At 71.7% G+C, this 22,545-nt stretch carries 24 protein-coding genes; 13 read left to right on the top strand and 11 right to left on the bottom strand.

The annotated features are described in order from the left end of the window. From Q9G87_RS23750 to Q9G87_RS23725, 6 genes are read left to right on the top strand one after another with little or no spacing between them, the layout of a single operon-like run. A complete protein-coding gene (locus Q9G87_RS23750) occupies positions 1-1,383 on the top strand; it encodes a carboxylesterase family protein (protein WP_305918645.1) in 1,383 nt (460 codons plus the stop codon). Next, positions 1,383-2,522: an ROK family transcriptional regulator gene (locus tag Q9G87_RS23745; protein WP_305918644.1), complete on the top strand. Its 1,140-nt coding sequence runs from the start codon at positions 1,383-1,385 to the stop codon at positions 2,520-2,522. Before Q9G87_RS23750 ends, Q9G87_RS23745 begins: the two co-directional genes overlap by 1 nt. A 59-nt stretch (positions 2,523-2,581) precedes the next feature. Then, on the top strand, positions 2,582-4,126 hold the full coding sequence (locus Q9G87_RS23740; protein WP_305918643.1) for a GMC oxidoreductase: 1,545 nt from the start codon (positions 2,582-2,584) through the stop codon (positions 4,124-4,126). Then, entirely contained in the window at positions 4,123-4,731 is a 609-nt protein-coding gene (locus tag Q9G87_RS23735) for a tRNA-specific adenosine deaminase (RefSeq protein ID WP_305918642.1), read from the top strand. Before Q9G87_RS23740 ends, Q9G87_RS23735 begins: the two co-directional genes overlap by 4 nt. Continuing rightward, a complete protein-coding gene (locus Q9G87_RS23730) occupies positions 4,728-5,672 on the top strand; it encodes a sugar phosphate isomerase/epimerase family protein (RefSeq protein ID WP_305918641.1) in 945 nt (314 codons plus the stop codon). The genes Q9G87_RS23735 and Q9G87_RS23730 overlap by 4 nt, the downstream gene beginning before the upstream one ends. Continuing rightward, positions 5,669-6,724: an isopenicillin N synthase family dioxygenase gene (locus tag Q9G87_RS23725; RefSeq protein WP_305918640.1), complete on the top strand. Its 1,056-nt coding sequence runs from the start codon at positions 5,669-5,671 to the stop codon at positions 6,722-6,724. Before Q9G87_RS23730 ends, Q9G87_RS23725 begins: the two co-directional genes overlap by 4 nt. Before the next feature lie 263 nt (positions 6,725-6,987). Here the strand turns inward: Q9G87_RS23725 and Q9G87_RS23720 are convergent, their stop codons facing one another. After that, a complete protein-coding gene (locus tag Q9G87_RS23720) occupies positions 6,988-7,857 on the bottom strand; it encodes a carbon-nitrogen hydrolase family protein (protein WP_305918639.1) in 870 nt (289 codons plus the stop codon). A 161-nt stretch (positions 7,858-8,018) separates the two neighbouring features. On the opposite strand from Q9G87_RS23720, the gene Q9G87_RS23715 reads away from it, so the two are divergent. Then, complete coding sequence (locus Q9G87_RS23715; RefSeq protein ID WP_305918638.1) at positions 8,019-9,122, top strand: epoxide hydrolase family protein; 1,104 nt, start codon at positions 8,019-8,021, stop codon at positions 9,120-9,122. Between the two features lie 98 nt (positions 9,123-9,220). On the opposite strand, the gene Q9G87_RS23710 is transcribed toward Q9G87_RS23715, so the two are convergent. Both Q9G87_RS23710 and Q9G87_RS23705 read right to left on the bottom strand, forming a co-directional pair. Next, the gene (locus Q9G87_RS23710; protein WP_305918637.1) at positions 9,221-9,970 is read right to left on the bottom strand and encodes an MFS transporter; all 750 of its coding nucleotides are present in this window, start codon (positions 9,968-9,970) and stop codon (positions 9,221-9,223) included. A 48-nt stretch (positions 9,971-10,018) separates the two neighbouring features. Further along, positions 10,019-11,335 (bottom strand): RNA-guided endonuclease InsQ/TnpB family protein, encoded by a 1,317-nt coding sequence (locus tag Q9G87_RS23705; protein WP_305918636.1) that lies wholly within the window; start codon positions 11,333-11,335, stop codon positions 10,019-10,021. A gap of 24 nt (positions 11,336-11,359) precedes the next feature. Here Q9G87_RS23705 and tnpA point away from each other — a divergent pair, with 24 nt between their 5' ends. Continuing rightward, positions 11,360-11,791: an IS200/IS605 family transposase gene (gene tnpA / locus Q9G87_RS23700; RefSeq protein WP_305918635.1), complete on the top strand. Its 432-nt coding sequence runs from the start codon at positions 11,360-11,362 to the stop codon at positions 11,789-11,791. A gap of 52 nt (positions 11,792-11,843) precedes the next feature. Here the strand turns inward: tnpA and Q9G87_RS23695 are convergent, their stop codons facing one another. Then, on the bottom strand, positions 11,844-11,993 hold the full coding sequence (locus Q9G87_RS23695; protein WP_305918634.1) for a hypothetical protein: 150 nt from the start codon (positions 11,991-11,993) through the stop codon (positions 11,844-11,846). 183 nt (positions 11,994-12,176) lie between these two features. Here Q9G87_RS23695 and Q9G87_RS23690 point away from each other — a divergent pair, with 183 nt between their 5' ends. Continuing rightward, positions 12,177-12,635, top strand: a complete 459-nt coding sequence (locus tag Q9G87_RS23690; protein WP_305918633.1) for a nitroreductase family deazaflavin-dependent oxidoreductase — start codon at positions 12,177-12,179, stop codon at positions 12,633-12,635. 103 nt (positions 12,636-12,738) lie between these two features. On the opposite strand, the gene Q9G87_RS23685 is transcribed toward Q9G87_RS23690, so the two are convergent. Genes Q9G87_RS23685 through Q9G87_RS23675 form a run of 3 tightly spaced genes read right to left on the bottom strand, consistent with a single transcriptional unit; the run spans position 12,739 to position 15,075 of the window. Further along, complete coding sequence (locus tag Q9G87_RS23685) at positions 12,739-13,383, bottom strand: response regulator transcription factor (RefSeq protein ID WP_305918632.1); 645 nt, start codon at positions 13,381-13,383, stop codon at positions 12,739-12,741. Further along, complete coding sequence (locus Q9G87_RS23680) at positions 13,374-14,474, bottom strand: sensor histidine kinase (RefSeq protein ID WP_305918631.1); 1,101 nt, start codon at positions 14,472-14,474, stop codon at positions 13,374-13,376. Before Q9G87_RS23680 ends, Q9G87_RS23685 begins: the two co-directional genes overlap by 10 nt. Continuing rightward, positions 14,458-15,075 (bottom strand): DedA family protein, encoded by a 618-nt coding sequence (locus tag Q9G87_RS23675; RefSeq protein ID WP_305918630.1) that lies wholly within the window; start codon positions 15,073-15,075, stop codon positions 14,458-14,460. Before Q9G87_RS23675 ends, Q9G87_RS23680 begins: the two co-directional genes overlap by 17 nt. A gap of 101 nt (positions 15,076-15,176) precedes the next feature. On the opposite strand from Q9G87_RS23675, the gene Q9G87_RS23670 reads away from it, so the two are divergent. Together Q9G87_RS23670 and Q9G87_RS23665 are read left to right on the top strand one after the other, a co-directional pair. Further along, entirely contained in the window at positions 15,177-17,939 is a 2,763-nt protein-coding gene (locus Q9G87_RS23670; protein WP_305918629.1) for a DEAD/DEAH box helicase, read from the top strand. Next, positions 17,936-19,063 (top strand): SWIM zinc finger family protein, encoded by a 1,128-nt coding sequence (locus Q9G87_RS23665; protein WP_305918628.1) that lies wholly within the window; start codon positions 17,936-17,938, stop codon positions 19,061-19,063. Before Q9G87_RS23670 ends, Q9G87_RS23665 begins: the two co-directional genes overlap by 4 nt. Here the strand turns inward: Q9G87_RS23665 and Q9G87_RS23660 are convergent. Then, a complete protein-coding gene (locus tag Q9G87_RS23660; RefSeq protein WP_305918627.1) occupies positions 19,051-19,995 on the bottom strand; it encodes a helix-turn-helix transcriptional regulator in 945 nt (314 codons plus the stop codon). The genes Q9G87_RS23665 and Q9G87_RS23660 overlap by 13 nt on opposite strands. Before the next feature lie 62 nt (positions 19,996-20,057). On the opposite strand from Q9G87_RS23660, the gene Q9G87_RS23655 reads away from it, so the two are divergent. Next, complete coding sequence (locus Q9G87_RS23655; RefSeq protein WP_305918626.1) at positions 20,058-20,432, top strand: YdeI/OmpD-associated family protein; 375 nt, start codon at positions 20,058-20,060, stop codon at positions 20,430-20,432. A 21-nt stretch (positions 20,433-20,453) separates the two neighbouring features. Then, positions 20,454-20,786, top strand: coding sequence for a YnfA family protein (locus tag Q9G87_RS23650; protein WP_305918625.1), 333 nt, complete (start codon positions 20,454-20,456; stop codon positions 20,784-20,786). A 6-nt stretch (positions 20,787-20,792) separates the two neighbouring features. Here the strand turns inward: Q9G87_RS23650 and Q9G87_RS23645 are convergent, their stop codons facing one another. The 3 genes from Q9G87_RS23645 to Q9G87_RS23635 all read right to left on the bottom strand — a co-directional run bounded on the left by Q9G87_RS23645 (position 20,793) and on the right by Q9G87_RS23635 (position 22,525). Further along, entirely contained in the window at positions 20,793-21,431 is a 639-nt protein-coding gene (locus tag Q9G87_RS23645) for an NAD(P)-dependent oxidoreductase (RefSeq protein WP_305918624.1), read from the bottom strand. Positions 21,432-21,557: 126 nt separating this feature from the next. Then, positions 21,558-22,175, bottom strand: coding sequence for an SRPBCC family protein (locus Q9G87_RS23640; protein ID WP_305918623.1), 618 nt, complete (start codon positions 22,173-22,175; stop codon positions 21,558-21,560). Beyond that, complete coding sequence (locus tag Q9G87_RS23635) at positions 22,175-22,525, bottom strand: ArsR/SmtB family transcription factor (RefSeq protein WP_305918622.1); 351 nt, start codon at positions 22,523-22,525, stop codon at positions 22,175-22,177. The genes Q9G87_RS23640 and Q9G87_RS23635 overlap by 1 nt, the downstream gene beginning before the upstream one ends. Positions 22,526-22,545 lie beyond the last annotated feature (20 nt).

The following is a 22,545-nucleotide window of genomic DNA, read 5'->3' as shown; positions in this document are numbered from 1 at the left end:
ATGGACTCCCTCGACGCGCCCGGCGAGCCGGTCACCGTACATGCTCCCGCAGGCACGATCATCGGCCGTCACAGCGGCCGGGTACGGCGCTTCCTCGGCATCCCCTACGCCGAAGCCCCCGTCGGTGCCCGGCGGTTCGCCCCGCCGGTCCCCCGTGGCCGGTTCCCCGAGCCGTTCGACGCGTCCCGGCACGGTGCCACCGCGCAGCGGGTGCCGCTGTACGCCACGACGACCATCCCGGAGCCGTCGATACCGGGCGACGACGTGCTCAACGTCGGCATCGTCGCCCCAGCCGCGGACGACGACCGCAGACCCTTCCCCGTCCTGGTGTGGATCCACGGCGGCGGTTTCCTGGCCGGAAGCCCGGCCAGCCCGTGGTACGACGGCCGCGCCTTCACCCGTGACGGCGTCGTCTGCGTCACCGTCGGCTACCGGCTGGGTGTCGACGGGTTCGCCCCGCTGGACGACGTCCTCCCCAACCTCGGGCTACGCGACCTGCTGCTCGCCCTGGACTGGGTGCAGGAGAACATCGCCGCTTTCGGCGGCGACCCTGACCGGGTCACCATCGCCGGCCAGTCGGCCGGTGGCGCGGCGGTGCTCGCGCTGCTCTCCTCACCCGCGGGCAGCGGCCGCTTCCACCGCGCGGTCAGCCTGTCCGGCGCCCTCTTCAACGTAGGCACGGGCGCCGCACGCGACCTCCTCGAACGGCTCGGGCACAGGCTCGGCGTGCCGCCGACCCGCACCGGATTCGGCAGCCGCACCGTGGAGCAGATCCAGCAGGCTGTCCTCGACCTGCGGAGCGAGCGGAGCGACGACGCGCCGGTGCTCGTACCGTGCGCCGGCGACGACATCCTGCCGGTGCCCATAGCCGACGGACTCACCGTCCATGGGCACGACGTCCCTGTGCTGCTCGGCGCGACGGGCGACGAGTTCGACAGCGGGGCCGGGCCGGAGGCCACAGCCGCCGCCCGCGCGGCGGGCACCCGCGTCACGGACACCCTGTTCCGCTCCGCCTGCGCGCGCACGGCGGCCGCCCGCCGCCAAGCCCTCGCCGGCACCTGGCTGTACTCCTTCGAATGGCCCTCCCCCGTGCTCGGCGGCGCCGCGCACTGCGTCGACCTCCCGTTCTTCTTCGACGTGCTCGACGCGCCTGGAGTCCCCCAGGCGCTCGGACCGAACCCACCCGCCGAATTGGCCACGCTGATGCATGCCGATCTGGTCGGGTTCGTACGGGGCCAGGAGCCGGCCTGGGCACGGGCGACCGGCGTGCTCGGCGACCCGGCGCGCGAATACGGCCGGCCCGGCGCAGCGCTCGCGTCCGACACCACGGGCGTGTTCGACCCCGTGGCACGGGCGATGGTCCCGGCGGCGGAGACGTGCTGATGCCCGGGATGAATCAGAGCGCCGTCCGGCGCGTCAACACCTCGGTCACCCTCCGGGCACTCGCCGTGTCGGCCGAGCCGATGACGCTGGCCGCGCTCGCCGAGCAGACCGGCCTGTCCCGCCGCACCCTCGAGCTCATCATGGACTCGCTCGTGGAGGCGGGCTGGGTGACCGAGCTGGACCGCGTGCCGACCAGCGGCAACGCCGGGCGTCCCGCCCGCCGCTACGAACTACGGGCCGAACACGCGCTGCTGGCAGCCGTGTGCATCACCACCTCGGACGTGTCCGCGGTCGTCGCCGATGTGCGCGGCCGCATCGTCGGCCGGGCGCACCGGCTGCTGCGCGCCTACCAGGATCCGCACGTCACGCTCGACGACGCCGCGGCGCTGGTGCTGGAGGCGCTCGACGACGCCGGCGGGTCAACGGACCGGCTGCGCGCCGGCGCGGCCGCCAGCGGTGGCGCGATCGACGACCACGGGGTCGTACGGCGCCTGGTGCACACGACGCGTTGGGAAGGCGTGCACCTGCCCGGAGAACTCAGGCAAAGGATCCAGGTGCCCTGGTTCGCGGACAACGACACCAACCTCGGTGCGCTCGCGGAGCGCTGGCGGGGCGTGGCCGGAGACCACGACAACGTCGTATGGGCGATCCTCGGGAACCGCACGGGCCTCGGCATCCTCATCCGCGGAGCCGTGCACCGCGGTCTGGACGGCGCCGCAGGAGAGATCATCGAAGCACGGTCGATACCGACAGCCTCGATTGAGCACCACCCCGTGGCCATGCTCACCTCACCGGAACCGGCCGAACGCAGGGTCGCGCTCAACCGCTTCGCCGCCGCTCGGGCCGGCGATACGACCGCGCTCGCGGAGGTCGACGAACTCGTGGAGAACATCGCCTCGATCCTCACCACCTTGTCGTGGACCATCGCACCATCGCTCATCGTGCTCGGCGGCGGCCTGGAAGACGCGGCCGACGTGCTGCTGCCCCGGGTGCGCGCGGCGTTGCGCGAGGCTCGCACCCCCGCGGTCGAGTTGCGCGCCACCGTCCTGGGCCGCGACGCCCCGCTCATCGGCGCCGTCAAGCTGGCCCTCGACCGCATGGACACCGAACTGTTCGGCCCACTCACCCCGCGCGCGTGAACGGGCACGGAGCACCCGCGCCTCCCCATCACCCGTGGCACAAGACAGGGAGCATCACCGTGACCGACACCTCCCGCACCGATGTCCTCATCGTGGGCAGCGGCATCATGGGATCTGTCGTGGCCCGACTACTACGAGAGGCCGATCCGGCGTTGAAGATCACGATGGTCGACGGCGGCACCGCGATCGGCGAGGCCCCCGGCCTGCACCTGCACGACCTCGACGACCCGGTCCTCTGGTCGCGCTACAACGAACAGGTCGCCACCGGCATCCAGGGCATGTACACAGGCGCCGACGTGGTGCGCGAGGTCGCCGGCAGCCTCACCGACCTGACGCCCGGCATGTTCCACGCGCTCGCCTTCGGCCAGGACGCCGAGGCTATGCCCGCGACCGCGCTCGCATGGAACGCGGGCGGCATGGGCGTGCACTGGACCGCCGCGACGCCGTGGCCCGCCGGAGAGGAGGTGTTCGACTTCGGCGACCCGGACCGCTGGGCGGCGGACCTGGACACCGCCCGCCGGTTGCTCGCGGTCACGCCGTCCGCGATCGGCCCAACCGAGGTCGGCCGGATCGTGCTCGACGTCCTACGCCGGCGCTTCGACGCCGTCGGGCCGGGCGACCGGCGACCGCAGCCGATGCCCATGGCCGTCACCGCGACCGCATCGGGTCCCATGCCGCGCACCGCGCCGGGGACGATCTTCCCCGCGATCGCGACAGGCGGGGACCCCGGGTTCACCCTGACGACCGGCACGCTCGCCACGACGCTCCTCCTCTCCGATGGCCGGGTCGCCGGGGCCCGGCTGCGCCGCATCGCCGACGGAGCCGAGGGGGAGCTCCTGGCGGACGCCGTCGTGGTGTGCGCCGACGCGCTGCGCACCCCGCAGCTGCTGTTCGCCTCGGGCATCCGGCCCGCGGCACTGGGCCGCTATCTCAACGAGCACGCGTTCGTCACCGCCCGGGTGCTCCTCGACCTCGACCGGTTCGGCATCGGACTCGACGCCCTGCCCCTGCCGCGCCCCGGCGAATTCAGCACGGACTCGCTCTGGCTGCCCCAGAACGGAGCGGCACAGCCGTTCCACGGGCAGATCATGGACCGCACGTACGTGGACGAGAACGGCCACCCGCTCGCCCACTCCGTGGGCTTGTCGCTGTACGTCCCCGTCGAGTCACGCCCCGACAACCGGCTCCTGTTCTCGGAAACCCAGACCGACCTCGCCGGAATGCCGCGGATCACCGTCGAGTTCGGCTACTCCGACGCCGACCGCACGCTGATCGGCCGCGCGCTCGACGACGTCCGGTCGATCGCCGAGGAATTCGGCTCCTTCGATCCGGCGACCGAGCGTGCGCTGCTGCCGCCCGGCTCGTCGCTGCACCAGACCGGCACCGTCCGGGCCGGCCTGGCCGACGACGACACCAGCGTGTGCGACCCGGACGGCCGGGTGTGGGGCTTCGACAACCTGTACCTCGCCGGCAACGGCGTGATCCCCACCGCGATGGCCGCCAATGTCACCCTGACCGGCGCGGTGACCGCCGTACGGGCCGCCCGCGCCGTCGCCGGACGACACGCGGCACCCGCCGCACACCGAGAGGAAGCACGACTGTGATCGACATCCCCACGGAATACCGCGTGGCGCTGCCCGCGTGGATCGACGACGAACTGGCTGCCGTGCCGGCCTTCATCCCTGACCGCGCCGACCGGATGCGCCTCGTACACCGCCTCGCCGACCGTAACTGGCGCGAGGGCAACGGCGGCCCCTTCGCCGCACTCGTCGCCGAGCAGGACTCCGGCCGGATCGTCTCGGTCGGCGTGAACGTCGTGCTCGCCTCCGGAGTCTCCAGCGCACACGCCGAGGTCGTCGCGCTCGGACTCGCCCAGACGGCCGTCGGCGGCTGGGACCTCGGCGGCGGCGGGTTGCCCGCACACGAGCTGGTCGTGAACTGGCGTCCGTGCATTCAGTGTTACGGCGCGGCCATGTGGTCCGGGATACGCGCACTCGTGGTCGCCGGCGAGGGCCCGGAACTGGAGGAGATCACCACGTTCGACGAGGGCCCGCTCGGCGCGGACTGGGCCGAGCAGTTCGAAGCACGCGGCATCAAGGTCACCCGGGACGTCCTGCGAGAGGAGGCGCTCGCCGTGTTCCGCGACTACCGCCAGGCCGTCGACGCCGGCGGCGTCACCGTCTACAACGCTCGCGGAGGTGCCGAATGACGACGCACGACACCACCGAACCGTGTTTCGCCACCGACATCATCACCTTCTATCACCCGAAATTCTGGGGACTCGACTCCGCCGACGCCTTCCGCGACTGGGCCGTCAAGAACCCTGACCGTTTCTGGGAGCGGGTGATGGACGCGCTGGCCGAGGCCGGTGTCAGCGGCATCGAGCTGACCTTCGCGCCCGGCGACATCGACTCGGTCCTGCGGGCCTTCGGCGACGCGCCGTCGTTCCGCCGCGAACTCCGGGCCCGGGGCCTGTCCGTCGTGAGCGCCTTCATGGCCGCGAGCGCGTCACCCGACTGGCGGTGCGGCGAGAACCTGCACGCGATCGTCGCCGAGGCCGAGCGCCACGCCGCCTTCCTCGCCGACGTGGGCGCGGACCTCCTCGTCGCCGGACTGCCCATGCGGACGACGTTCGGGACCCGCCCGCCCTTCTTCGTCGACGCCGCGTACATGACCCGGATGGCCGACATCGCCCACGTGGTCGGCGAGGCCGTCGCTCAGCAGGGTGTGAAGCTCGCCTTCCATACGGAGTCCAACAGCACCCTGTGGTACGAGAGGGACATCGACCTGTTCATGATGATGACCGATCCCCGCTACGTGTGGCTGTGCCCCGATTCCTGCCACATCGCGCTCGGGGGAGGCGACCCCGCCGCCGTCGCGCGCCGCCACACCCAGCGCATCGCACTGGCGCACTGGAAGGACGCGGTCAAGCCCATCGACGTCGAACTCACCATCGACGAAACGGTCTTCGCTCAGCAGCAGCCCTACATGACCGAACTGGGCACGGGCATCGTCGACTGGCGAGCGTGGGCCCAGGCGATGTCCCGCACGCCCGGCGCCGGAATCGTCCTCATCGAGCTGGACGAGGCGGCCGATCCCGTCGCCGCGCTCCGGGCGGGGACGGCCGTCGTACGGGAGGCCCGGGCATGATACGAGCGCCTGAGCACTTCACCGTTCCGGCCGTCGACATATCCCCCTACGTGCATGCAGGGCCCGAAGCGGAGCGCCGCAGGGTCGCACAGGAGATCGACGATGCCTGCTCCAGCGTGGGCTTCATCCAGATCCTGGGCCACGCGATCCCGGACTCGGCGATCGCCGGCCTGGCCTCGGCGATGAACGCCTTCTTCGGCTTGCCCCTCGAGACGAAGAAGACCTACCGCGTCACGGGCGCCAACCGCGGCTACAGCCCGCCCAAGAGCGAATCCCTGAGCCTGAGCCTCGGCGTCGAGTCGGCCGGCCGCATGAACGACTTCTTCGAGGCCTTCAACGTCGGCGTGGAGGCACGCTCCTTCGCCTCGCTGGAGCTGTCCGAGGAGGACTACGGGATCAACGTGTGGCCCGAGATCGGCGGTTTCACCGACGCCGTCCAGGCCTACTTCGATCACGCCGGCCGGGTCGCACGCACGCTCACCCGGATCTTCGCCGACGCCCTCCACCTGGATCCCGAGTTCTTCGCCCGGCTCACCGACCACTCCATCGACGTGCTGCGCATGAACAACTACGCCCTGCCGCAAGGAACGATCACCCTCGACGGCGACCTCGTCGGGATGGGGGAGCACACCGACTTCGGGATCGTCACCGTCCTGTGGGCCGACCAGGTCGCCGGCCTCCAGGTCCTCGGCCGGGACGAACGCTGGCACGATGTCGCGCCGGCCGACGGCGCCCTGCTGGTCAACCTCGGCGACCTCACGGCCCGCCTCACCAACGACCGATGGATGTCGACCCTGCACCGCGTCAAGCCCCCCATCGTGGACGGCACGATCAAACGCCGCCGCTCTGCCGCCTTCTTCCACGACGGCAACCCGGAAGCCGTCATCGAGACGCTGGCCAGTCACCAGGACGCATCCGGGCTGGCCTACGAACCGATCACGGTCCGGGACCACATCAAGGCCAAGCTGGCCGGGTCACGGCAGGGCAAGAAGAACCTCGCCGCCGTACGCGAAGCCGCGCGCGTCCTGGCCGCCACCGAGACCGACCTATGAATCGTTGCCGCGAGCAGGTCACCTAGGAGCACGCGCATCGGTGATCCTGAACTCCTCAGTGCGCGCCTGCCCGCCCTCGGACGCCCTCATGGAGGTCAGCGGGTCAGACACCGTCCACGGTCACCGCCCCGAGCGGTCGCAGGCCCTCGCTCCGGCGCCGGGGAGGCGATCGCGTCGGGCAGCACCAGGCCGCCGGACGGAACGGATGACGACAAGGCCACAGGGGGCCGCCTGACCCGCGAAGGATCGGTGCCGACAGGCGGCTAGCCCCGTGACGGGACCGGGGACAGGGTGATTCGCTCACGTGGCTCAAGGGCCGGGTCGCGCAGGTCGTTGAGCATGGAGTGGGCGTTGCGGGCGCGGCGCAGGCAGTCCGGGTCGAGGTCGGCGACGAGCAGTTGCCGGCCGTCGGGCCCGGCCTCGGTGACCAGGCGGCCGGTCGGGTCCCAGACGGCGCTGCTGCCGCACGTGGCCCAGCCGCCCGTGGAGCCGACGTGGTTGGACAGCACCGTGTACATGGTGTTGTCGAAGGCCCGTGACGGGAACCACATCCGGGACTCGTAGTAGCCGTTGCCGACGCTGAACAGCGCACCCACCACGTAGGCGTGGCAGCCGTCGAGCGCCGCCGCGCGGGCGTGCTCGGGGAAGCCGGAGTCGTAGCAGACGCCAAGGCCCAGCCGCCAGCCGCCGACGTCGAGCGAGAGCCCGTGGCGCCCAGGACGGTAGACGTCCCGCTCGGTGCGGAAGAGCATCTGCTTGTCGTAGCGGGTGACCCACGTGCCGTCCAAGTCGATGACGAGGGCGGACACGGTCAGCGCACCGGCGTCGTGCACCGCCGTACCGACGATGGCCACGGTTCCGGTGTCACGGCATGCCGTCAGCAGGGGGTCGAGCCGTTCGTCTCCGCCTGCCTGCACGGCGCAGCGTTCCGGGTCGGCGCGGATGAGGTCCGGCTCGTAGCCGGTGAGGAACTTCTCCGGGAAGACGACCACCTGGGCGCCCGAGTGCTCTGCGGCCTCGCGGACCATGGCCGCGGCGGTAGCGGTGTTGGCCACGATGTCACCTGGCTCTGGGCACGCCTGAGCTGCGGCGATGCGCAGGGGACGGGAGGGCGGCGGCACGGAAGCGGTCACGGCGCGACCTTATCAGCAGCACGCGCGCCAGCCGTTCCACGTCGTTGCGGTTGGTGCGCGTGGTCACCTGCATTCTTCGGCTCTGGTTTCCGATTGCGGAGCGAAATGTTCCTCATTGGTCCATAGCGTGGGATGCGTACCCCCAGCCAACGGAGGATCCGATGACCATCCAGCCGTTCCGCATCGCCATCCCGCAGTCCGACGTCGACGACCTGGCCGACCGGCTGTCCAGGACGCGCTGGCCCGACGAGCTGCCCGGCGCCGGGTGGAGCCGGGGCGTGCCGCTGGAGTTCCTGAAGGAGCTGACCGCGTACTGGGCCGACGGCTACGACTGGCGGGCCGCCGAGGCCCGGCTCAACGACTATCCGCAGTACGTCACCGAGATCGACGGGCAGCCGATCCACTTCCTGCACGTCCGCTGCGACAACCCCGGCGCCCTCCCGCTGGTGCTCACCCACGGCTACCCGAGCTTGTTCGCCGAGTTCACCAGCCTGATCGAGCACCTGAGGCAGGACTTTCACCTGGTCGTGCCGTCGCTGCCCGGCTTCGGCTTCTCCACCCCCGTCCGCGAGGCGGGCTGGGCGATGGGCCGCACCGCGCGGGCCTGGGCCGAGCTGATGAGCCGCCTCGGCTACGACCGCTACGGCGTCCACGGCGGCGACATCGGCGCCGGCGTCTCCGGAGCGGTGGCCGGCCTCGACGGCGAGCACGTCGCCGGCGTGCACGTGGTGACCGACGCCCTCACCGCCGCCAACACGGCCTCCTTCCTGCCCGGCATGGCCGACGGGCTGGACCCGGAGGACGAGGTGGACCGGCTGATCCTGGACCGGATCGCGAAGTTCCGCAGCGAGGGCAGCGGATACCTGGCGATCCAGAACAGCCGGCCCCAGACCATCGGCTACCTGCTCAACGACTCACCGGCCGGGCAGCTCGGCTGGATCGCGGAGAAGTTCGAGGAGTGGACCGACCTGCCCTACGACCGGGACCAACTGCTCACCATCGTGAGCCTCTACTGGTTCACCGGCTCCGGCATCTCGGCCGCCCGCTTCCTCTACGAGCAGGCCCACTCCACCGACTGGGGGGCGCCGGCGGCGGTACCGCAGGGGGTCTCGGTCTTCGGCGCCGACGCCACGGTCCGCAAGCTGCTCAACCCGTCCGCCGACACCTACTGGGCGGAGCACGAGCGGGGCGGCCACTTCCCGGCCATGGAGGCGCCGGAGGCGGTGGCCGCGGACCTGCGGGCCTTCTTCGGCCGGCTGAAGTAGCGTCAGCCGGCGTCGCGCCCGGCCTGGCCTGGTACGGCTGCCAGCGCCGGTGCGGCGGATGAAGACCCTCGCCACGTACGGAGGCGGTGGCGGGGCGGTCAGCCGCGCCGGTGCCGCGGCAGCAGCAAGCCGACCACCGCGATGGCCAAGCCGAGCCCGGCCGCCACGAGGAAGACCAGGTCGTAGCCCGCGGCGAGGGCGGCGGCCGGGGAACTCCCGCCGGCCTCCGTCGCGGCTCTGGCATCGGCGACCGTCGCGAGCACCGCCAGGCCCACCGACCCGCCTATCTGACTGGCGGTGTTGGCCAGACCGCCGATGATTCCCGCGTCCCGCTCGGGAACGTCGGCGGTCGCCGCGGCCATGAGGGTGGGGAAGGTCAGCCCGATGCCGACCGCGATGAGCAGCGTTGGGCCGAGCACGCTGGTGACGTAGCCGCTGCCGGCGTGGGCCTGGGCGAGCCAGCCGAAACCGGCCAGGAAACAGACGGAGCCGGCCAGCACCAGAGGGCGCACCCCGGTTCGCGGCAGCAGGGCGGCGGCCCATCGCGCGATCACCACGAACATCACCGCTGCGGGTGTCTGCCCCAGCCCGGCTCCAAGCGCACTGTAGCCGAGCACGTTCTGCAGGAAGAGCGACGTGAAGTACCACATCGCGATCGTGATCCCGCCGAACAGCAGCAGCATGAGATTGCCGACGGCCACCCCCCGGATCCTGAACAGCCGTAGGGGCATCATCGGCTGGTTGGCGAAACGCGCCTCCACCACGGTGAAGACGACGAGCAGGAGCAGGCCTGCCACGGCCGGCCCGACGACCAGCACGGACGTCCAGCCATGATCGGCGCTTTGCATGACCCCTTGACGTGCTCCTCCCTTGATTGGGGAGGATTCTCATGGCCGCTACGCGGCCACCCCGTGCGGGGTGGTGCGGGCAGTCCCGCCATGAGGTGCTTGACGCTTCACCGGCCCCAATACCGCAGGGCCTCCACGTCCGGTGACCGCCCGTCCGGCGGCTGAGTTGTACCGGTACAACTGGGTGCGGGCGGCGTTGACGTCGGCGTTGCCGATCCACCCGCATGCGGTGTTCTTGCACACGAACCGGGACTGCGTCTCCCTCGACCCCTCGACGATCGTGTGGCAGGCGTGGCATTCCTGGCTGGTGCCCGGTGCTGGGATGTAGACGAGCGTTCCGCCTTTGCCGGTGGCCTTGTAGGTGAGGAACTCGGCGGTGCGTCCCCATGCCTGCCCGGCGATGGCGCGGTTCAGGCCGCGTTTTTGGGCGACGTTTCTGCCCGGCGCTTGGAGGGTGCCGGCGGCGCTCGCCATCATGTTCGTGACCTTGAGGTCTTCGAGCACGATGACGGAGAACCGGTCGGTGAGCTCGGCGGTGGTCTGGTGCTGCCAGTCGATGGCCCGGCGCTTGGCTGTCGCGCGCAGGCGGGCGATCTGGTCGTAGGTATGCTTCAGCCGGTTACTGACAGGCTGCCCGGGTTTCGCCGCTCGTTTCTGGCGGGCGGCCTTGCGCTCCAGACGAAGCAGGCGCTCCTGCTCCCCGCCGGTCAGCCACTGGTCACGGTGGAAGATCTTCTCCCCGGTGGACAGCGCCAACGGCACGGCGATGCCCCGGTCGATCGCGGTGCGCGGCCCCGGATGCGGGGCGGGCACCGGCTGTTCGGTCTGGATACGGAACACGATGTGCCACCCGGTGGCCTCCTTCACCAACCGCGCCCCGGTGATCTTCCCGTCCGGGCCGCCCTTCGTGACCCCCGGCAGGTCTTTGGTCCATCGGAAGCGGACCTGGCCGAGTTTGGGGATGGTGACCGCGCCCCACCGGCGGTTGATCCGGGTGATGTTCAGGTCCCGCGCCTGGGGGACGTCCACCGCCATCCGGGAGCGCAATCGGCTTTTGAACGTGGGGCGTCCGGCGGGGTGGTCGGGGTTGAAGTAGTTCGCCCACGCCTGCCGGTAGGTCTTCAGCACGGCCTGCGCCGCTTGGGCGGGCAGGTCGTTGAGCCAGTCGATCTCTTTGCGGGCGGCCCGGATGGCTTCGTCGCATTGGGCCAGGGAGGCGAACCGGCCCTGCCGGAAGGTGAAGAACTCGTGCAGCAGGTTCCACAGCGTGCGCGCGTTGTGCGCCTGGCCGTCCACCACGGCGCTCTGCCGCTGGTCCAGCTCCAGGCGGGCGACCTGAGCGCGGTTGCGTTTCTCCCGCTCCACGCGCCTCATTCTATCGTTTGGTGTATGTCACCGCGATGGGAACCGAACCCCGACATCAGAACAGGACGTCACTGCGTCCACGATCTGAGTGCGCATTTGGTGTTTATCACGACATATCGGCGAGACGCACTCACCGGCCCCATGCTGGAACGCTGCGAACAGATCATGAAAGAGGTGTGCGAGAAGTTCGACTGCGAGCTGACCGACTTCAACGGCGCACACGACCACGTCCATCTGATCGTCCGCTACCCGCCCAAGGTCGCCCTGTCCTCCCTCGTCAACTCCCTCAAAGGCGTCTCGGCCCGCTACCTCCGCCAGGAATACAGCGCTCATGTCCGCACACACCTGTGGGGCGGGCATTTTTGGTCCCGCTCCTACTACGCGGGCTCGACCGGCGACTCCAGCCTGGCCACCGTCCACACGTACATCCAGTCCCAGGACCGGCCCCAGAAATGAGACAAGACCAGACGGGGTCACGACCGGTTCCAAAGCTCGGGATAGGGCACGCTCACGCCCTTGGGGCCTTCCCGCGCGGGCCTTCACCTCGGTAGAAGACGTTGCCCAGCGACAAGATCGTGGCCTCGCTGCCGCCGTGCCGGTTGAACGCCGAGGTGAAGGCCGCCACCAGCTTGCCGGCTAGTTTCCCTTCCTGCCACACCCGCAGGCCTGGTCGGTGAACGGCTTGATCTATGCGACCGGCGTGCCGAACCGGTGGCGGAACTACCCGGCATCCTCCAGACCTTGACCGACAACGTGGATACCCGGCGCTCCCGCCACCCGGACGGCCGCCGGCACGGTCAGGTCGCGGAATCAGCGACGAGCCGGGCACGTTGATCAGGGCATGTCATTGACTGGTGATTACGAGCCGAGCGCGTGGGGATGGGTCCGCGAGCACGTCGAGCAGATCATGCGCACCGGCACCACCGACGGCGTCACGATCCGTGACCTGCCCACCGTGCTGATGACCTACCGGGGCGCCAAGACCGGCAAGGTCCGCAAGACGTTGGTGATGCGTGTCGAGCACGAGGGGCGCTACGCGGCTGTCGCGTCCAAGGGTGGCGCGCCGGCCAACCCGCAGTGGTACGCCAGCCTGGTCGCCGAGCCGGTCGTCGAGCTTCAGGACGGCGTGGTGACCCGGGAGTACCGGGCGCGCGAGGTGTTCGAGGATGAGAAGGCCCTGTGGTGGCGCCGGGCGGTGGCCGCATACCCGGACTATGCCGACTACCAGCGCAAGACCGACCGCCAGATCCCGGTCTTCGTCCTCGAACCGGTCAACGAGGGCACACCGGCCGAAAGCTAGCGGGCCTCGGCATGACCTGCGCCGTCGCCGAGCGCGCCGGCCGGTCCACGATGCCGGACGGACGGCCAAGTGGCGCCCGTGCGGCCTTGGCGTCGCTGGACCGTCAGGACTCCAGGAAGTGCAGCACGGCCAGCACCCGCCGGCTGTATCCGTTGGTGTGCGACAGGCCCAGCTTGTCGAACAGCGAGTTGACGTGCTTCTCCACGGCGCTCTGCGACACGTGCAGCGCCTGGGCGATCGAGGCGTTGGTCAGCCCCTGCGCCATCCGCTCCAGCACTTCACGCTCACGGGCGGTCAGCCGCGCCAGCGGATCCACCTGCGTGGTACGGGCCAGCAGCTGCCGCACCACCTCCGGGTCGAACGCCGCTCCCCCTGCGCCCACCCGCTCCAGCGCGTCCAGGAAGTCGCCCACCTGCGCCACCCGGTCCTTCAGCAGGTAGCCCACGCCCTCGACGTCGGCGCTCATCAGCTCGGTGGCGTAGCGCTTCTCCACGTACTGGGACAACACCAGCACCTTGACCGCAGGCCAGCGGCGCCTGATCTCCAGCGCCGCCCGCAGGCCCTCGTCGGTGTGGGTCGGCGGCATGCGCACGTCCACCACCACGACGTCCGGCTCGTCCGCCGCCACCGCCGCCACCAGGGCCTCGGCGTCGCTCACCGCGGCCGGCACCTCGTGACCCTCCTCCAGCAGCAGCCGCACCAGACCCTCGCGCAGCAACGTGGAGTCCTCGGCCAGGATCACCCGCACGGCAGCACCGCCGTGATCGTCGTCGGCCCGCCCGCCGGGCTGTCCACCTCGAAGGAGCCGTCCAGCGCGGCCACCCGCCGGGCCAGCCCGGACAGCCCGCCGCCCGCGGGGCTCGCGCCGCCCGCCCCGTCGTCACGCACCCGTACGACCACCGCCGCATCCTCCTCGCGCACCTCGACCCTGATGAGCCCGGCGCCGGCGTGCTTGGCGGCGTTCGTCACGGCCTCGCACACCACAAAGTACGCCGCCGTCTCCACCGCCATCGGCGGCCGCCGGCGCAGGTCGCACGCTACCGTGACCGGCACGCTCGAGCGTTCGGCCACCCCCGCCAGCGCCTCCCCCAGCCCGAGCGAGTCCAGCCCGCTCGGATAGACCCGCCAGGCCACCTCGCGCAGCTCGGCCAGCGCCTGCTGCGCCTCCTGGTGCGCCTGATCCAGCAGCTCCGGCCGCCCCCGGCGAGCGCGCCCGACGAGCATCGACAGCGCCACCAGACGCTGCTGCAGCCCGTCGTGCAGGTCCCGCTCGATGCGCCGCCGCTCGGAGTCCACCGCCGCCACGATGCCCGCCCGGCTCTCGGCCAGCTCCGCGATCCTGCGCTCCAGCACCTCGGTACGGTCCGGGCCCAGCATCCGCATCGCCAGCCGCCGCTCCAGAACATGCACCCCCGCCACGCCCGACAGGGCGACGAACAGCAGCACGCTCCCGAAGGTGCCGGTGTAGAGGGCGAGGGGCAGCGAACGCGCCATCCCGTCGAACTCCTCACCCCACAGCCACGCCCAGGCCAGCTGGCCGCCCTGCCACGCGCCGAAGACCAGCAAGATGATCACCATCCCGCCCAGCAGGCCTACGGGCGCCCGCGCGGCCAGATAACGCAGCGGCCGCCCGTCGTTCCCGCTGAGCGCGTCGAGGGCGGCGGCGTCCACGCGCAGGCGGCGCGCCTCCAGCCGGGCCAGCCGCCGCGCCGCCGCACCGGCGTGGGGATGGCCCGCGAACGGCAGCGCCGGCAGCGCGAACGCCAGGCCGCCCAGCGCGGTGACGGCGCCCAGCGTCACCGCGCCCAACTGCCGCAGGCCCTCAACGACGAGACGCATGCCGGCCCTTACGGCGCTCGGCCAGCCGCACGCCCACGAACACCAGCACCGCCGCCACCACCATGGCGATCACGATGTTGGTGCCGACCCCGACGTAGGCCTCGACCAGCGACCAGTTCTCACCCAGGACATAGCCGGCCAGCACGAAGATGGTGTTCCAGATCAGGCTGCCGGCCGTCGTCAGCAGCGTGAACGTGGGCAGCGGCATCCGCTCCACCCCCGCCGGGACCGAGATGAGGCTGCGGAAGATGGGGATCATCCTGCCGAAGAACACCGTCTTGCGACCGTGCCGGGCGAACCATGCCTCGGTCTTCTCGATGTCGGACACCTTCACCAGCGGCAACCGGGCGGCGATGGCCAGCACGCGCTCGCGGCCCAGCAGCGCGCCCACCCAGTACAGCGCCAGCGCGCCGACCACCGAGCCCAGCGTCGTCCACACCAGCACATCCAGCAGGCCCATCTCGCCCCTGCTGGCGGTGAAGCCCGACAACGGCAGGATCACCTCGCTCGGCAGGGGCGGGAACAGGTTCTCTAACGCGATCGCGAGGCCCGCCCCCGGGGCCCCGAGAGTCTCCATCAGTCCAACGAGCCAATCAGTCATGGGCTCAAGGCTATGGAAGATCAGATATGCCCGGAATGAGGCGAGCGCCCGATCAGCACTGTGGTAAACCACACCTCTCTCGTACCGTACACTGTACGGTCATGCTGGATCTGTACCGTCACGCAGCAGTTTTCGAACCCGGCGACCCGCCCAGGTCCGGCCACGTGAGCTTCCTCGACCCCGCAGGGGCCGAGGCCGTGACCGTGGCCGAGCAGCACGACGGCAGCGTACGCGCCCGCCGGGTCGCCGCCACCCGCGTGCCCGTCGCGGCCGCGGTGGCGGCACTGGCCCGGGCGCGCACGGACGAGCAGGCCCATCCTGCCGCCCGCTTCTGGGGTGCGGCCGCGCTGGTCGCCCTCCAGCTCGTCACCCGCGGCCGCATCCTGCCCGGCGTGACGGCCGGCGACCACGACTCCTGGCGCGCCGGCCCCTTGGACGCGGCCGACGTGCAGCGCATCCGCGACCTGGCCGCCGCCATGCCCGCCACCGCCCGCGCCATCCCCCTGCCCGCACCGTCCGACGCCGCAGCACCGGACGCCGCAGCACCGGACGCCGCAGCACCGGATGCCATGGAGCTCTGGTTGCCCGATGCGGAAAACCTCCTGCGGGCCTTCCTCGATGCCGTCGCCGACGCCATACCCCGCTCGCCCGGCGCCGTACGCGCCACCGGCACCACCGCCTACGCCGCCGTCAAACCCGTCAAAGTGCCTCACCTGCGCCGCTGGGCCGAGGAGGTGTCGGCCGGGCTCGACGCCGGAGTGCGCCTGTCGCTGCGGCTGGAGACCAACGACGACATGGCGGCGGCCGAGTTCCGCGCGGTGGTCCAGCTGCACAGCCTGGCCGATCCGTCGCTGGTGGTCGACGCGGCCGAGCTGTGGCAGGGCAGGGACCCCGGGTTCGGGGCACGGGCCAGGATCGACGCCACGCTCGCCATCCGGCGGGCCGCCCGCGCCTGGCCACGGCTGGGACAGCTGCTCGACAGCGCGGTGCCGGACGAGCTCGCCCTGTCCGACGGAGACGTTGAGGACCTGCTGGCCGGGGCCGCGCAGCGGCTGGCGGCGGCCGGTGTGGAGGTCCACTGGCCCAGGTCGCTGGTGCGCGGCCTGACCGCCACCGCCGTCCTCGGCGAGCGGGACGCCGCGCCCTCCGACCTGCCGTCCTTCCTCAGCGGCCCCCACCTGACCAGCTTCAACTGGCAGCTCGCCCTGGGCGGGCAGCGGCTGACCGCGGCCGAGATGGACCGGCTGGCCGAGGCGCACCGGCCCGTCGTGCGGCTGCGCGACCAGTGGGTGCTGATCGACCCCGACCTGGCCCGCAAGGCCCGCCAGCGCGACCTCAAGCCGCTGACCGGGCTGGAGGCGCTCGGCGCCGCGCTGACCGGGTCGGTCGAGGTCGAGGGCGAGCAGGTGCCCGTCGAGCCCACCGCCTGGCTGCGCGAGCTGCGCGACCGGCTGGCTGAACCGGAGGAGACCGGCCCGCCGGACGGGCTGGCCGCCACACTGCGGGACTACCAGCTGCACGGGCTGCGCTGGCTGGCCAGGATGACCTCGCTCGGGCTCGGCGGCTGCCTGGCCGACGACATGGGCCTGGGCAAGACCATCACCCTGATCGCCCTCCACCTGCACAGGAACAGCGGACCGACGCTGGTGGTATGCCCGGCGTCGCTGCTGGGCAACTGGGAACGGGAGATCGCCAGGTTCGCGCCCGGCGTACCGGTACGCCGCTTCCACGGCGCCGGCCGCACGCTGGCCGACGAGGGATTCGTCCTGACCACGTACGGCACGATGCGGCTCGACGCGGCCCGGCTGGGCGCGCACCCGTGGGGCCTGCTCGTCGCCGACGAGGCGCAGCACGTCAAGAACCCGGCCTCCGGCACCGCCAAGGCGCTGCGGGAGATCCCCGCCGCCGCCCGCGTCGCGCTGACCGGCACCCCCGTCGAGAACAACCTGACGGACCTGTGGGCCATCCTCGACTGGACCACACCGGGACTGCTCGGCCCCCTGGCCCGGTTCCGGGCGCGATGGGCCAAACCCGTCGAGTCTGGCGACAGCGAGGCGGCCGCCCGCCTGTCGCGGCTGGTGGGGCCGTTCCTGCTGCGCCGCCGCAAGAGCGACCCCGGCATCGCGCCCGAGCTGCCGCCCAAGACCGAGACCGACCGGCCGGTCGCGCTCACCCCCGAGCAGGCCGGCCTGTACGAGGCCGTCGTGCGGGAGATCATGGCGCAGATCGCGAACGCGAAGGGCATGGCCCGGCGCGGCCTGATCGTCAAGCTGCTGACCGGGCTCAAGCAAATCTGCAACCACCCCGCCCATTACCTGCACGAAAGCACCCCCAGGCTGGCCGGCCGCTCCGGCAAGCTGGAGCTGCTCGACGAGCTCGTCGACACCATCGTCGCCGAGGACGGCGCCGTGCTCATCTTCACCCAGTACGTCGCCATGGCCCGCCTCCTCGACACCCACCTGACCGACCGCGGTGTGCCCACCCAGCTGCTGCACGGCGGCACCCCCGTCGCCCGCCGCGAGGAGATGGTCCGCCGCTTCCAGGACGGCCAGGCGCCGGTGTTCCTGCTGTCGCTCAAGGCCGCCGGCACCGGGCTGAACCTCACCCGCGCCGACCACGTGATCCACTACGACCGCTGGTGGAACCCCGCCGTGGAGGACCAGGCCACCGACCGCGCCTACCGCATCGGCCAGACGCGCCCCGTCCAGGTGCACCGGCTCATCGCCGAGGGCACGATCGAGGACCGCGTCGCCCAGATGCTGGCCGCTAAACGCTCGCTCGCCGAGGCCGTGCTCGCCTCGGGCGAGGGCGCCTTCACCGAGCTGACCGACGCCGAACTGGCCGCACTCGTGGAGCTGAGATGAACGCCGTACGCGGATTCGCCGCCTTCCCGCCGCAGCGCGCCGGGGCCCGCTTCGCCACCACCTGGTGGGGCCGCGCCTGGATCAAAGCCTTGGAGGACACCTCGCTCGACCAGGGCCTGCTGCGCAAGGGCCGCGCGTACGCCAAGACCGGTCTGCTCGGCCCCATCACCGTCAGCCCCGGGCGCATCGCCGCCGTGGCCGACAGCGAGTACGACACCGTCGTACGCGTCGAGCAGCTCACCGACGACGAGTGGGAGCGCTTCTGGGACCAGGTCGCCGCCAAGAGCGGGCACATCGCCGCGCTGCTCGACCGCGACATGCCGCACGAGCTGGTCGAGGCCGCCGAGGACGCCGCCGTGCCGCTGCTGCCCGCCGTCGGCGACCTGGAGCCGGAGTGCTCCTGCCCCGACTGGGGCCACCCGTGCCAGCACGCGGCCGCGCTGTGCTACCAGGCCTCCTGGCTGCTGGACGCCGACCCGTTCGTGCTGCTACTGATGCGGGGACGCGGCGAACGGCAGCTGATCGAGGCGCTCCAGCGGCGCGACGCCCCCGACACCGCCGAGGCCGCGCGCGGGGTGGCGGCGGCGCAGGCGTTCGCGGCAGGCGTGCCGCCGCTGCCCGAGCCGCCCCCCTGCGACGTCCCCTTCTCGCCGCCCGCCCTGGAGCCGGGGGCCGGCGTGGATGTAGCCGCGCTGCGGATGCTGGCCACCTCCGCCGCCTCCCGCGCCCGCGAGCTGCTGGTCCGTGGCCGCCTCCCGGAGCTGACCGAATACCAGGACCGGGTACGCCTGGCCGCCGACCACGACCTCGACCTCGGCCTCGAAACCGCCGTGGCGGCCTGGCGCCAGGGCGGCGCCGACGGCCTGGAGGTGCTGGAATCGGCCTGGACGCCGCCCCGCCGGGAGCTGGCCAGGGCGCGGACGCTGCTGGAGGCCGGCTGGGAAGGCGAGCGGCCGCCCGCGATCGAGGCGTGGCGCAACCGCTGGACCCTCGGCTCCCTGCAACTGCGCTACGGCCGCGACGGACGCTGGTACCCCTTCGTCGAACGAGACGGCCACTGGTGGCCCGCCGGCCCGCCCGAACGCGACCCCTCGGCGCTCACCCACCACGCTCAGGAGGCGTAACGCGCGACCAGCTCCGCGCCGATCCTGGCCAGCTCGGCGCGGACCTGCTCCGGCTCCACCACTTCGACCTGGGCGCCCCACCCGGCCAGATGCTCGGCGATCGACAACGCCATCGGCGCGGCCACCCGCACGCGAGTCCGGCCGCCGGCCTCCTGACCGAGCACCTCGCAATGGCGGCCGAACTGATCGCGCAGCACCCGCACGTGCCGGTCGTGAACCAGCACCACCGCCGAGACCAGCGAACGCCGCCGCTCGACCTCGTCGACGACCCGCTCCCACTCCGCCGACAGGTCGAAGTCATCAGGCCGCTCGGCCGGCAGGTCCGTCACCTCGGCGCCGGCGACCCGGTCGACGCGGAACGTGCGCCGCCCGCTCTCGGTGCCGGCCAGCAGATACCACACACCGTCCTTGTCGACCAGCCCCAGCGGATCCACCAGCCGCTCCGTCGAGCCGCCGCCCCTGCTGGTGTAGGCCAGCCGGACCTTCCGCCTGCCCACGACGGCGCCCTGCAGGTCCTCGACCAGAGCGGGCAGCTGCCTGCCGACCTCGCCCCACCGTGCCGAGTCCGACACCACAGCCCGGGCCGCGGCCTCGGCGTCGGCGCGGAACGTCGCGGGCAGGGCCCGCATCAGCTTGCGCAGCGCCGACGTCAGCGGGGCCGCGGCGGTCGTCGCCGGGCCCAGCAGCAGGAACAACGCCCGGGCCTCGGCCGCGGTCAAACCGCTGAGATCGGTACGGGCGCCGCCGATGAGCTGCCACCCGCCGCCGCGGCCCTGCTGCGGATACACGGGGATACCCGCGGCCGACAACGCCTCCAGATCGCGGCGGGCGGTGGCGACGGAGATCTCCAGCTCCTCGGCCAGCTCCGCGGCGGTCACCCGGCCCCGGGCCTGGAGCAGCAGCAGGGCGGCTACGAGACGATCGGCACGCATGCCCCCATCCTCCCAAACAAAGTGCTCAATTGATGAGCGCTTTGTTTGGGAGGATACAGGTCATGAACCTCTTCACCGACGCCGCCGCGTGGCGGGACTGGCTGGCCGGCCACCACGACTGCGAGAGCGAGGTGTGGCTGGTGATCGCCAAGAAGGGCACCACCGAGCCGACGACCCTCACGTACGGACAAGCCTTGGAGGAGGCGCTGTGCTACGGCTGGATCGACGGCCAGGCGCGCTCCCGCGACGCGGCGACCTACCTGCAGCGCTTCAGCCCGCGACGTGCGCGCAGCCCGTGGTCCCGGCCCAACATCGCCCGCGTCGAGCGCCTGCAGCGCGAGGGCCGGATGCGCCCGCCGGGCCTGGCGGCGGTCGAGCGCGCCAAAGCCGGCGGTCGCTGGGCCGACCTGCCTGAGTCTGATCAGCCCGTGAGGTGATCGGCCCTTAAAGTCATCCCCATGACCGTGCTGCGCTCGATCGCCCTGTTCGTCCTGGCCGCCCTCGCCGAGATCGGCGGCGCCTGGCTGGTCTGGCAGGGCTGGCGTGAGCAGCGCGGCCTGCTGTGGATCGGCGCCGGCATCCTGGCCCTGGCGGCCTACGGCTTCGTCGCCACTTTCCAGCCCGACCCGAACTTCGGCCGCGTCCTGGCCGCCTACGGCGGCGTCTTCGTCGCGGGCTCCCTGGCCTGGGGCATGGTCGCCGACGGCTTCCGCCCCGACCGCTGGGACGTCATCGGCGCACTGATCTGCCTGGCCGGCGTCGCCGTCATCATGTACGCGCCGCGCGCCTGAGCGGCCCTAGGATGCCACCGAGATGACGTGCCGCACCGACGTGCGGTCGCCGATCAGCTCCAGCATGCAGTCGGCCACGTCGGCGCGGGTGGTGCTCATGCCGCCCCGCACGCTGAGGTCCCTGGCGGTGCGATAGCGGTTGGTACGGCCGGCGTTCGTCAGCCGCGAGGGCCGCACGATGGTCCAGTCCAGATCGGCGGCCCGCACCAGCTCCTCGGACGCGGCCAGGTCGGCGAAGGACTGCCTCAACAGCCGCTGCACGATGAGGGGCTTGAGCACGTACCGGGTGAGCGGGCCGTCGCCCGCGTCGGCCACCATGCCACTCGCGCCCACCGTCAGCAGCCGCCGCACCCCCGCCCGCCGCATGGCCTTGATGATGGAGGCGACGCTGTCGGCGTGGACGGTGGTCGCGTCGCGTCCGCGCGGGCCGATCGCGGTGATCACGGCGTCGCGGCCCTTGACCGCCGGCGTGATGGCGTCGGGGTCCATCACGTCGGCCTCGACGACGTCGAGCCGCGCATGCAGCTCGGCGGGCAGCCGGGACGCCGAGCGCACGACGGCGGTGATCTCATGGGCCAGGTCGAGACCTTGGCGGACCACCTCCAGCCCGATGCCGCCCGTGGCGCCGAAAACGACGAGCCTCATGAGCTTTCCCCTTCCGTACAGTGGTGAGTAAGCATTCACTCACCACTGTACTCAGGGAGGCCCGAACGTGGCGTGCTCGATCTCACCTCGGAGCCCCAGGCGGGCGATGTGGACGGTCCAGCGTCGTCAGGACGACTCCCCTTCGGGAGCGTAGAAGGCGGTGGTGCTGGCGACGGCGGCGGCGACCTGGTCTGGCGGGGCGCCCGCGGCCTCGTAGGCCCGGCCCCACGCCTGGCTGCTTTCGATGATGACGCGCCGGCCCTCGTCGGTCAGGTGGAAGGTGTTCTCGTCGAACTGCGGCAGGCCCGCCAGGTGCAGGCTCAGGCCCAGCAGCCCGAGGTCCCAGCCCACCCCGACCGACCCGGGACCACCCATCGCCCAGAACTCGGGCGGAACCTCGGCGGTGTGGCGCAGCTCGAACAGGGTGCCGTCGTCCTCGGCGGACAGGTGCACCTCCACCTCGGAGAAGCCGGGGTTGTCGCCGAACAGCCAGCTGACCTTCAGCAGACGAGGCGGCTCGCACCGCAGGATCTCGCCGCCCGCGTTGCCCTCGAACTGGTATTTCCCGCCCAGCTGCAGGTCCCCGGTCACGGGCAGGAACCAGCGGCTCAGGCGCTCGGCGTTGGTGCAGGCATCCCACACGTCCTCGACGTCGGCGTCATAACGCCGTCGCAAGGTGATGACCTTGCGCTCGCCGTCGAGCAGTTCGCGGTGCGCCCGGGTGATCTCGTCAAGCAAGTCCATCAGGTGTCCTTCGTCTCGCCTGTCATGCGGCGTTCGCGCTTGCCGCGAGCCAGCTCCGTGGTCAGCGCGTCCAGGCGCTGCGTCCAGAAGCCGCGGAAGAGCTCCAGCCATGCGTCGATCTCCTGCAGCGGCCCTGGCTCGACGGCGTAGAGGCGCCGCGTGCCCTGGGCCCGCACGCTGGCGAACCCGTTGTCGCGCAGCACCCGCAGGTGCTGCGAGACGGCCGGCTGGGAGATCCCGAACTCGCGCTGGATGACGGCGGTGAGCTCACCAGAGCTCTGCTCGCCGTCGGCCAGCAGCTCGAGGATCCGGCGCCGGACAGGGTCGCCGAGAACGTCGAATGCGTGCACGGCATCAGCCTTTCAGTGAC

Origin of the sequence: Nonomuraea turcica, assembly GCF_030718205.1 — a bacterium.
Classification (GTDB): domain Bacteria; phylum Actinomycetota; class Actinomycetes; order Streptosporangiales; family Streptosporangiaceae; genus Nonomuraea.
Note: the sequence above shows the minus strand (reverse complement) of the source record. Positions and strands in the feature narration are given on the sequence as shown.

Bases quoted from the DNA above. Each gene is read 5' to 3' on its own strand.
- Q9G87_RS23750 (WP_305918645.1), top strand. From the start codon at position 1: ATGGACTCCCTCGACGCGCCCGGCGAGCCGGTCACCGTACATGCTCCC.
- Q9G87_RS23670 (WP_305918629.1), top strand. From the start codon at position 15,177: ATGCTGGATCTGTACCGTCACGCAGCAGTTTTCGAACCCGGCGACCCG.
- Q9G87_RS23655 (WP_305918626.1), top strand. From the start codon at position 20,058: ATGAACCTCTTCACCGACGCCGCCGCGTGGCGGGACTGGCTGGCCGGC.
- Q9G87_RS23650 (WP_305918625.1), top strand. From the start codon at position 20,454: ATGACCGTGCTGCGCTCGATCGCCCTGTTCGTCCTGGCCGCCCTCGCC.
- Q9G87_RS23710 (WP_305918637.1), bottom strand. From the start codon at position 9,970: ATGCAAAGCGCCGATCATGGCTGGACGTCCGTGCTGGTCGTCGGGCCG.
- Q9G87_RS23725 (WP_305918640.1), top strand. From the start codon at position 5,669: ATGATACGAGCGCCTGAGCACTTCACCGTTCCGGCCGTCGACATATCC.
- Q9G87_RS23660 (WP_305918627.1), bottom strand. From the start codon at position 19,995: ATGCGTGCCGATCGTCTCGTAGCCGCCCTGCTGCTGCTCCAGGCCCGG.
- tnpA (WP_305918635.1), top strand. From the start codon at position 11,360: ATGTCACCGCGATGGGAACCGAACCCCGACATCAGAACAGGACGTCAC.
- Q9G87_RS23680 (WP_305918631.1), bottom strand. From the start codon at position 14,474: ATGCGTCTCGTCGTTGAGGGCCTGCGGCAGTTGGGCGCGGTGACGCTG.
- Q9G87_RS23645 (WP_305918624.1), bottom strand. From the start codon at position 21,431: ATGAGGCTCGTCGTTTTCGGCGCCACGGGCGGCATCGGGCTGGAGGTG.
- Q9G87_RS23745 (WP_305918644.1), top strand. From the start codon at position 1,383: ATGCCCGGGATGAATCAGAGCGCCGTCCGGCGCGTCAACACCTCGGTC.
- Q9G87_RS23690 (WP_305918633.1), top strand. From the start codon at position 12,177: ATGTCATTGACTGGTGATTACGAGCCGAGCGCGTGGGGATGGGTCCGC.
- Q9G87_RS23665 (WP_305918628.1), top strand. From the start codon at position 17,936: ATGAACGCCGTACGCGGATTCGCCGCCTTCCCGCCGCAGCGCGCCGGG.
- Q9G87_RS23675 (WP_305918630.1), bottom strand. From the start codon at position 15,075: ATGACTGATTGGCTCGTTGGACTGATGGAGACTCTCGGGGCCCCGGGG.
- Q9G87_RS23730 (WP_305918641.1), top strand. From the start codon at position 4,728: ATGACGACGCACGACACCACCGAACCGTGTTTCGCCACCGACATCATC.
- Q9G87_RS23715 (WP_305918638.1), top strand. From the start codon at position 8,019: ATGACCATCCAGCCGTTCCGCATCGCCATCCCGCAGTCCGACGTCGAC.
- Q9G87_RS23640 (WP_305918623.1), bottom strand. From the start codon at position 22,175: ATGGACTTGCTTGACGAGATCACCCGGGCGCACCGCGAACTGCTCGAC.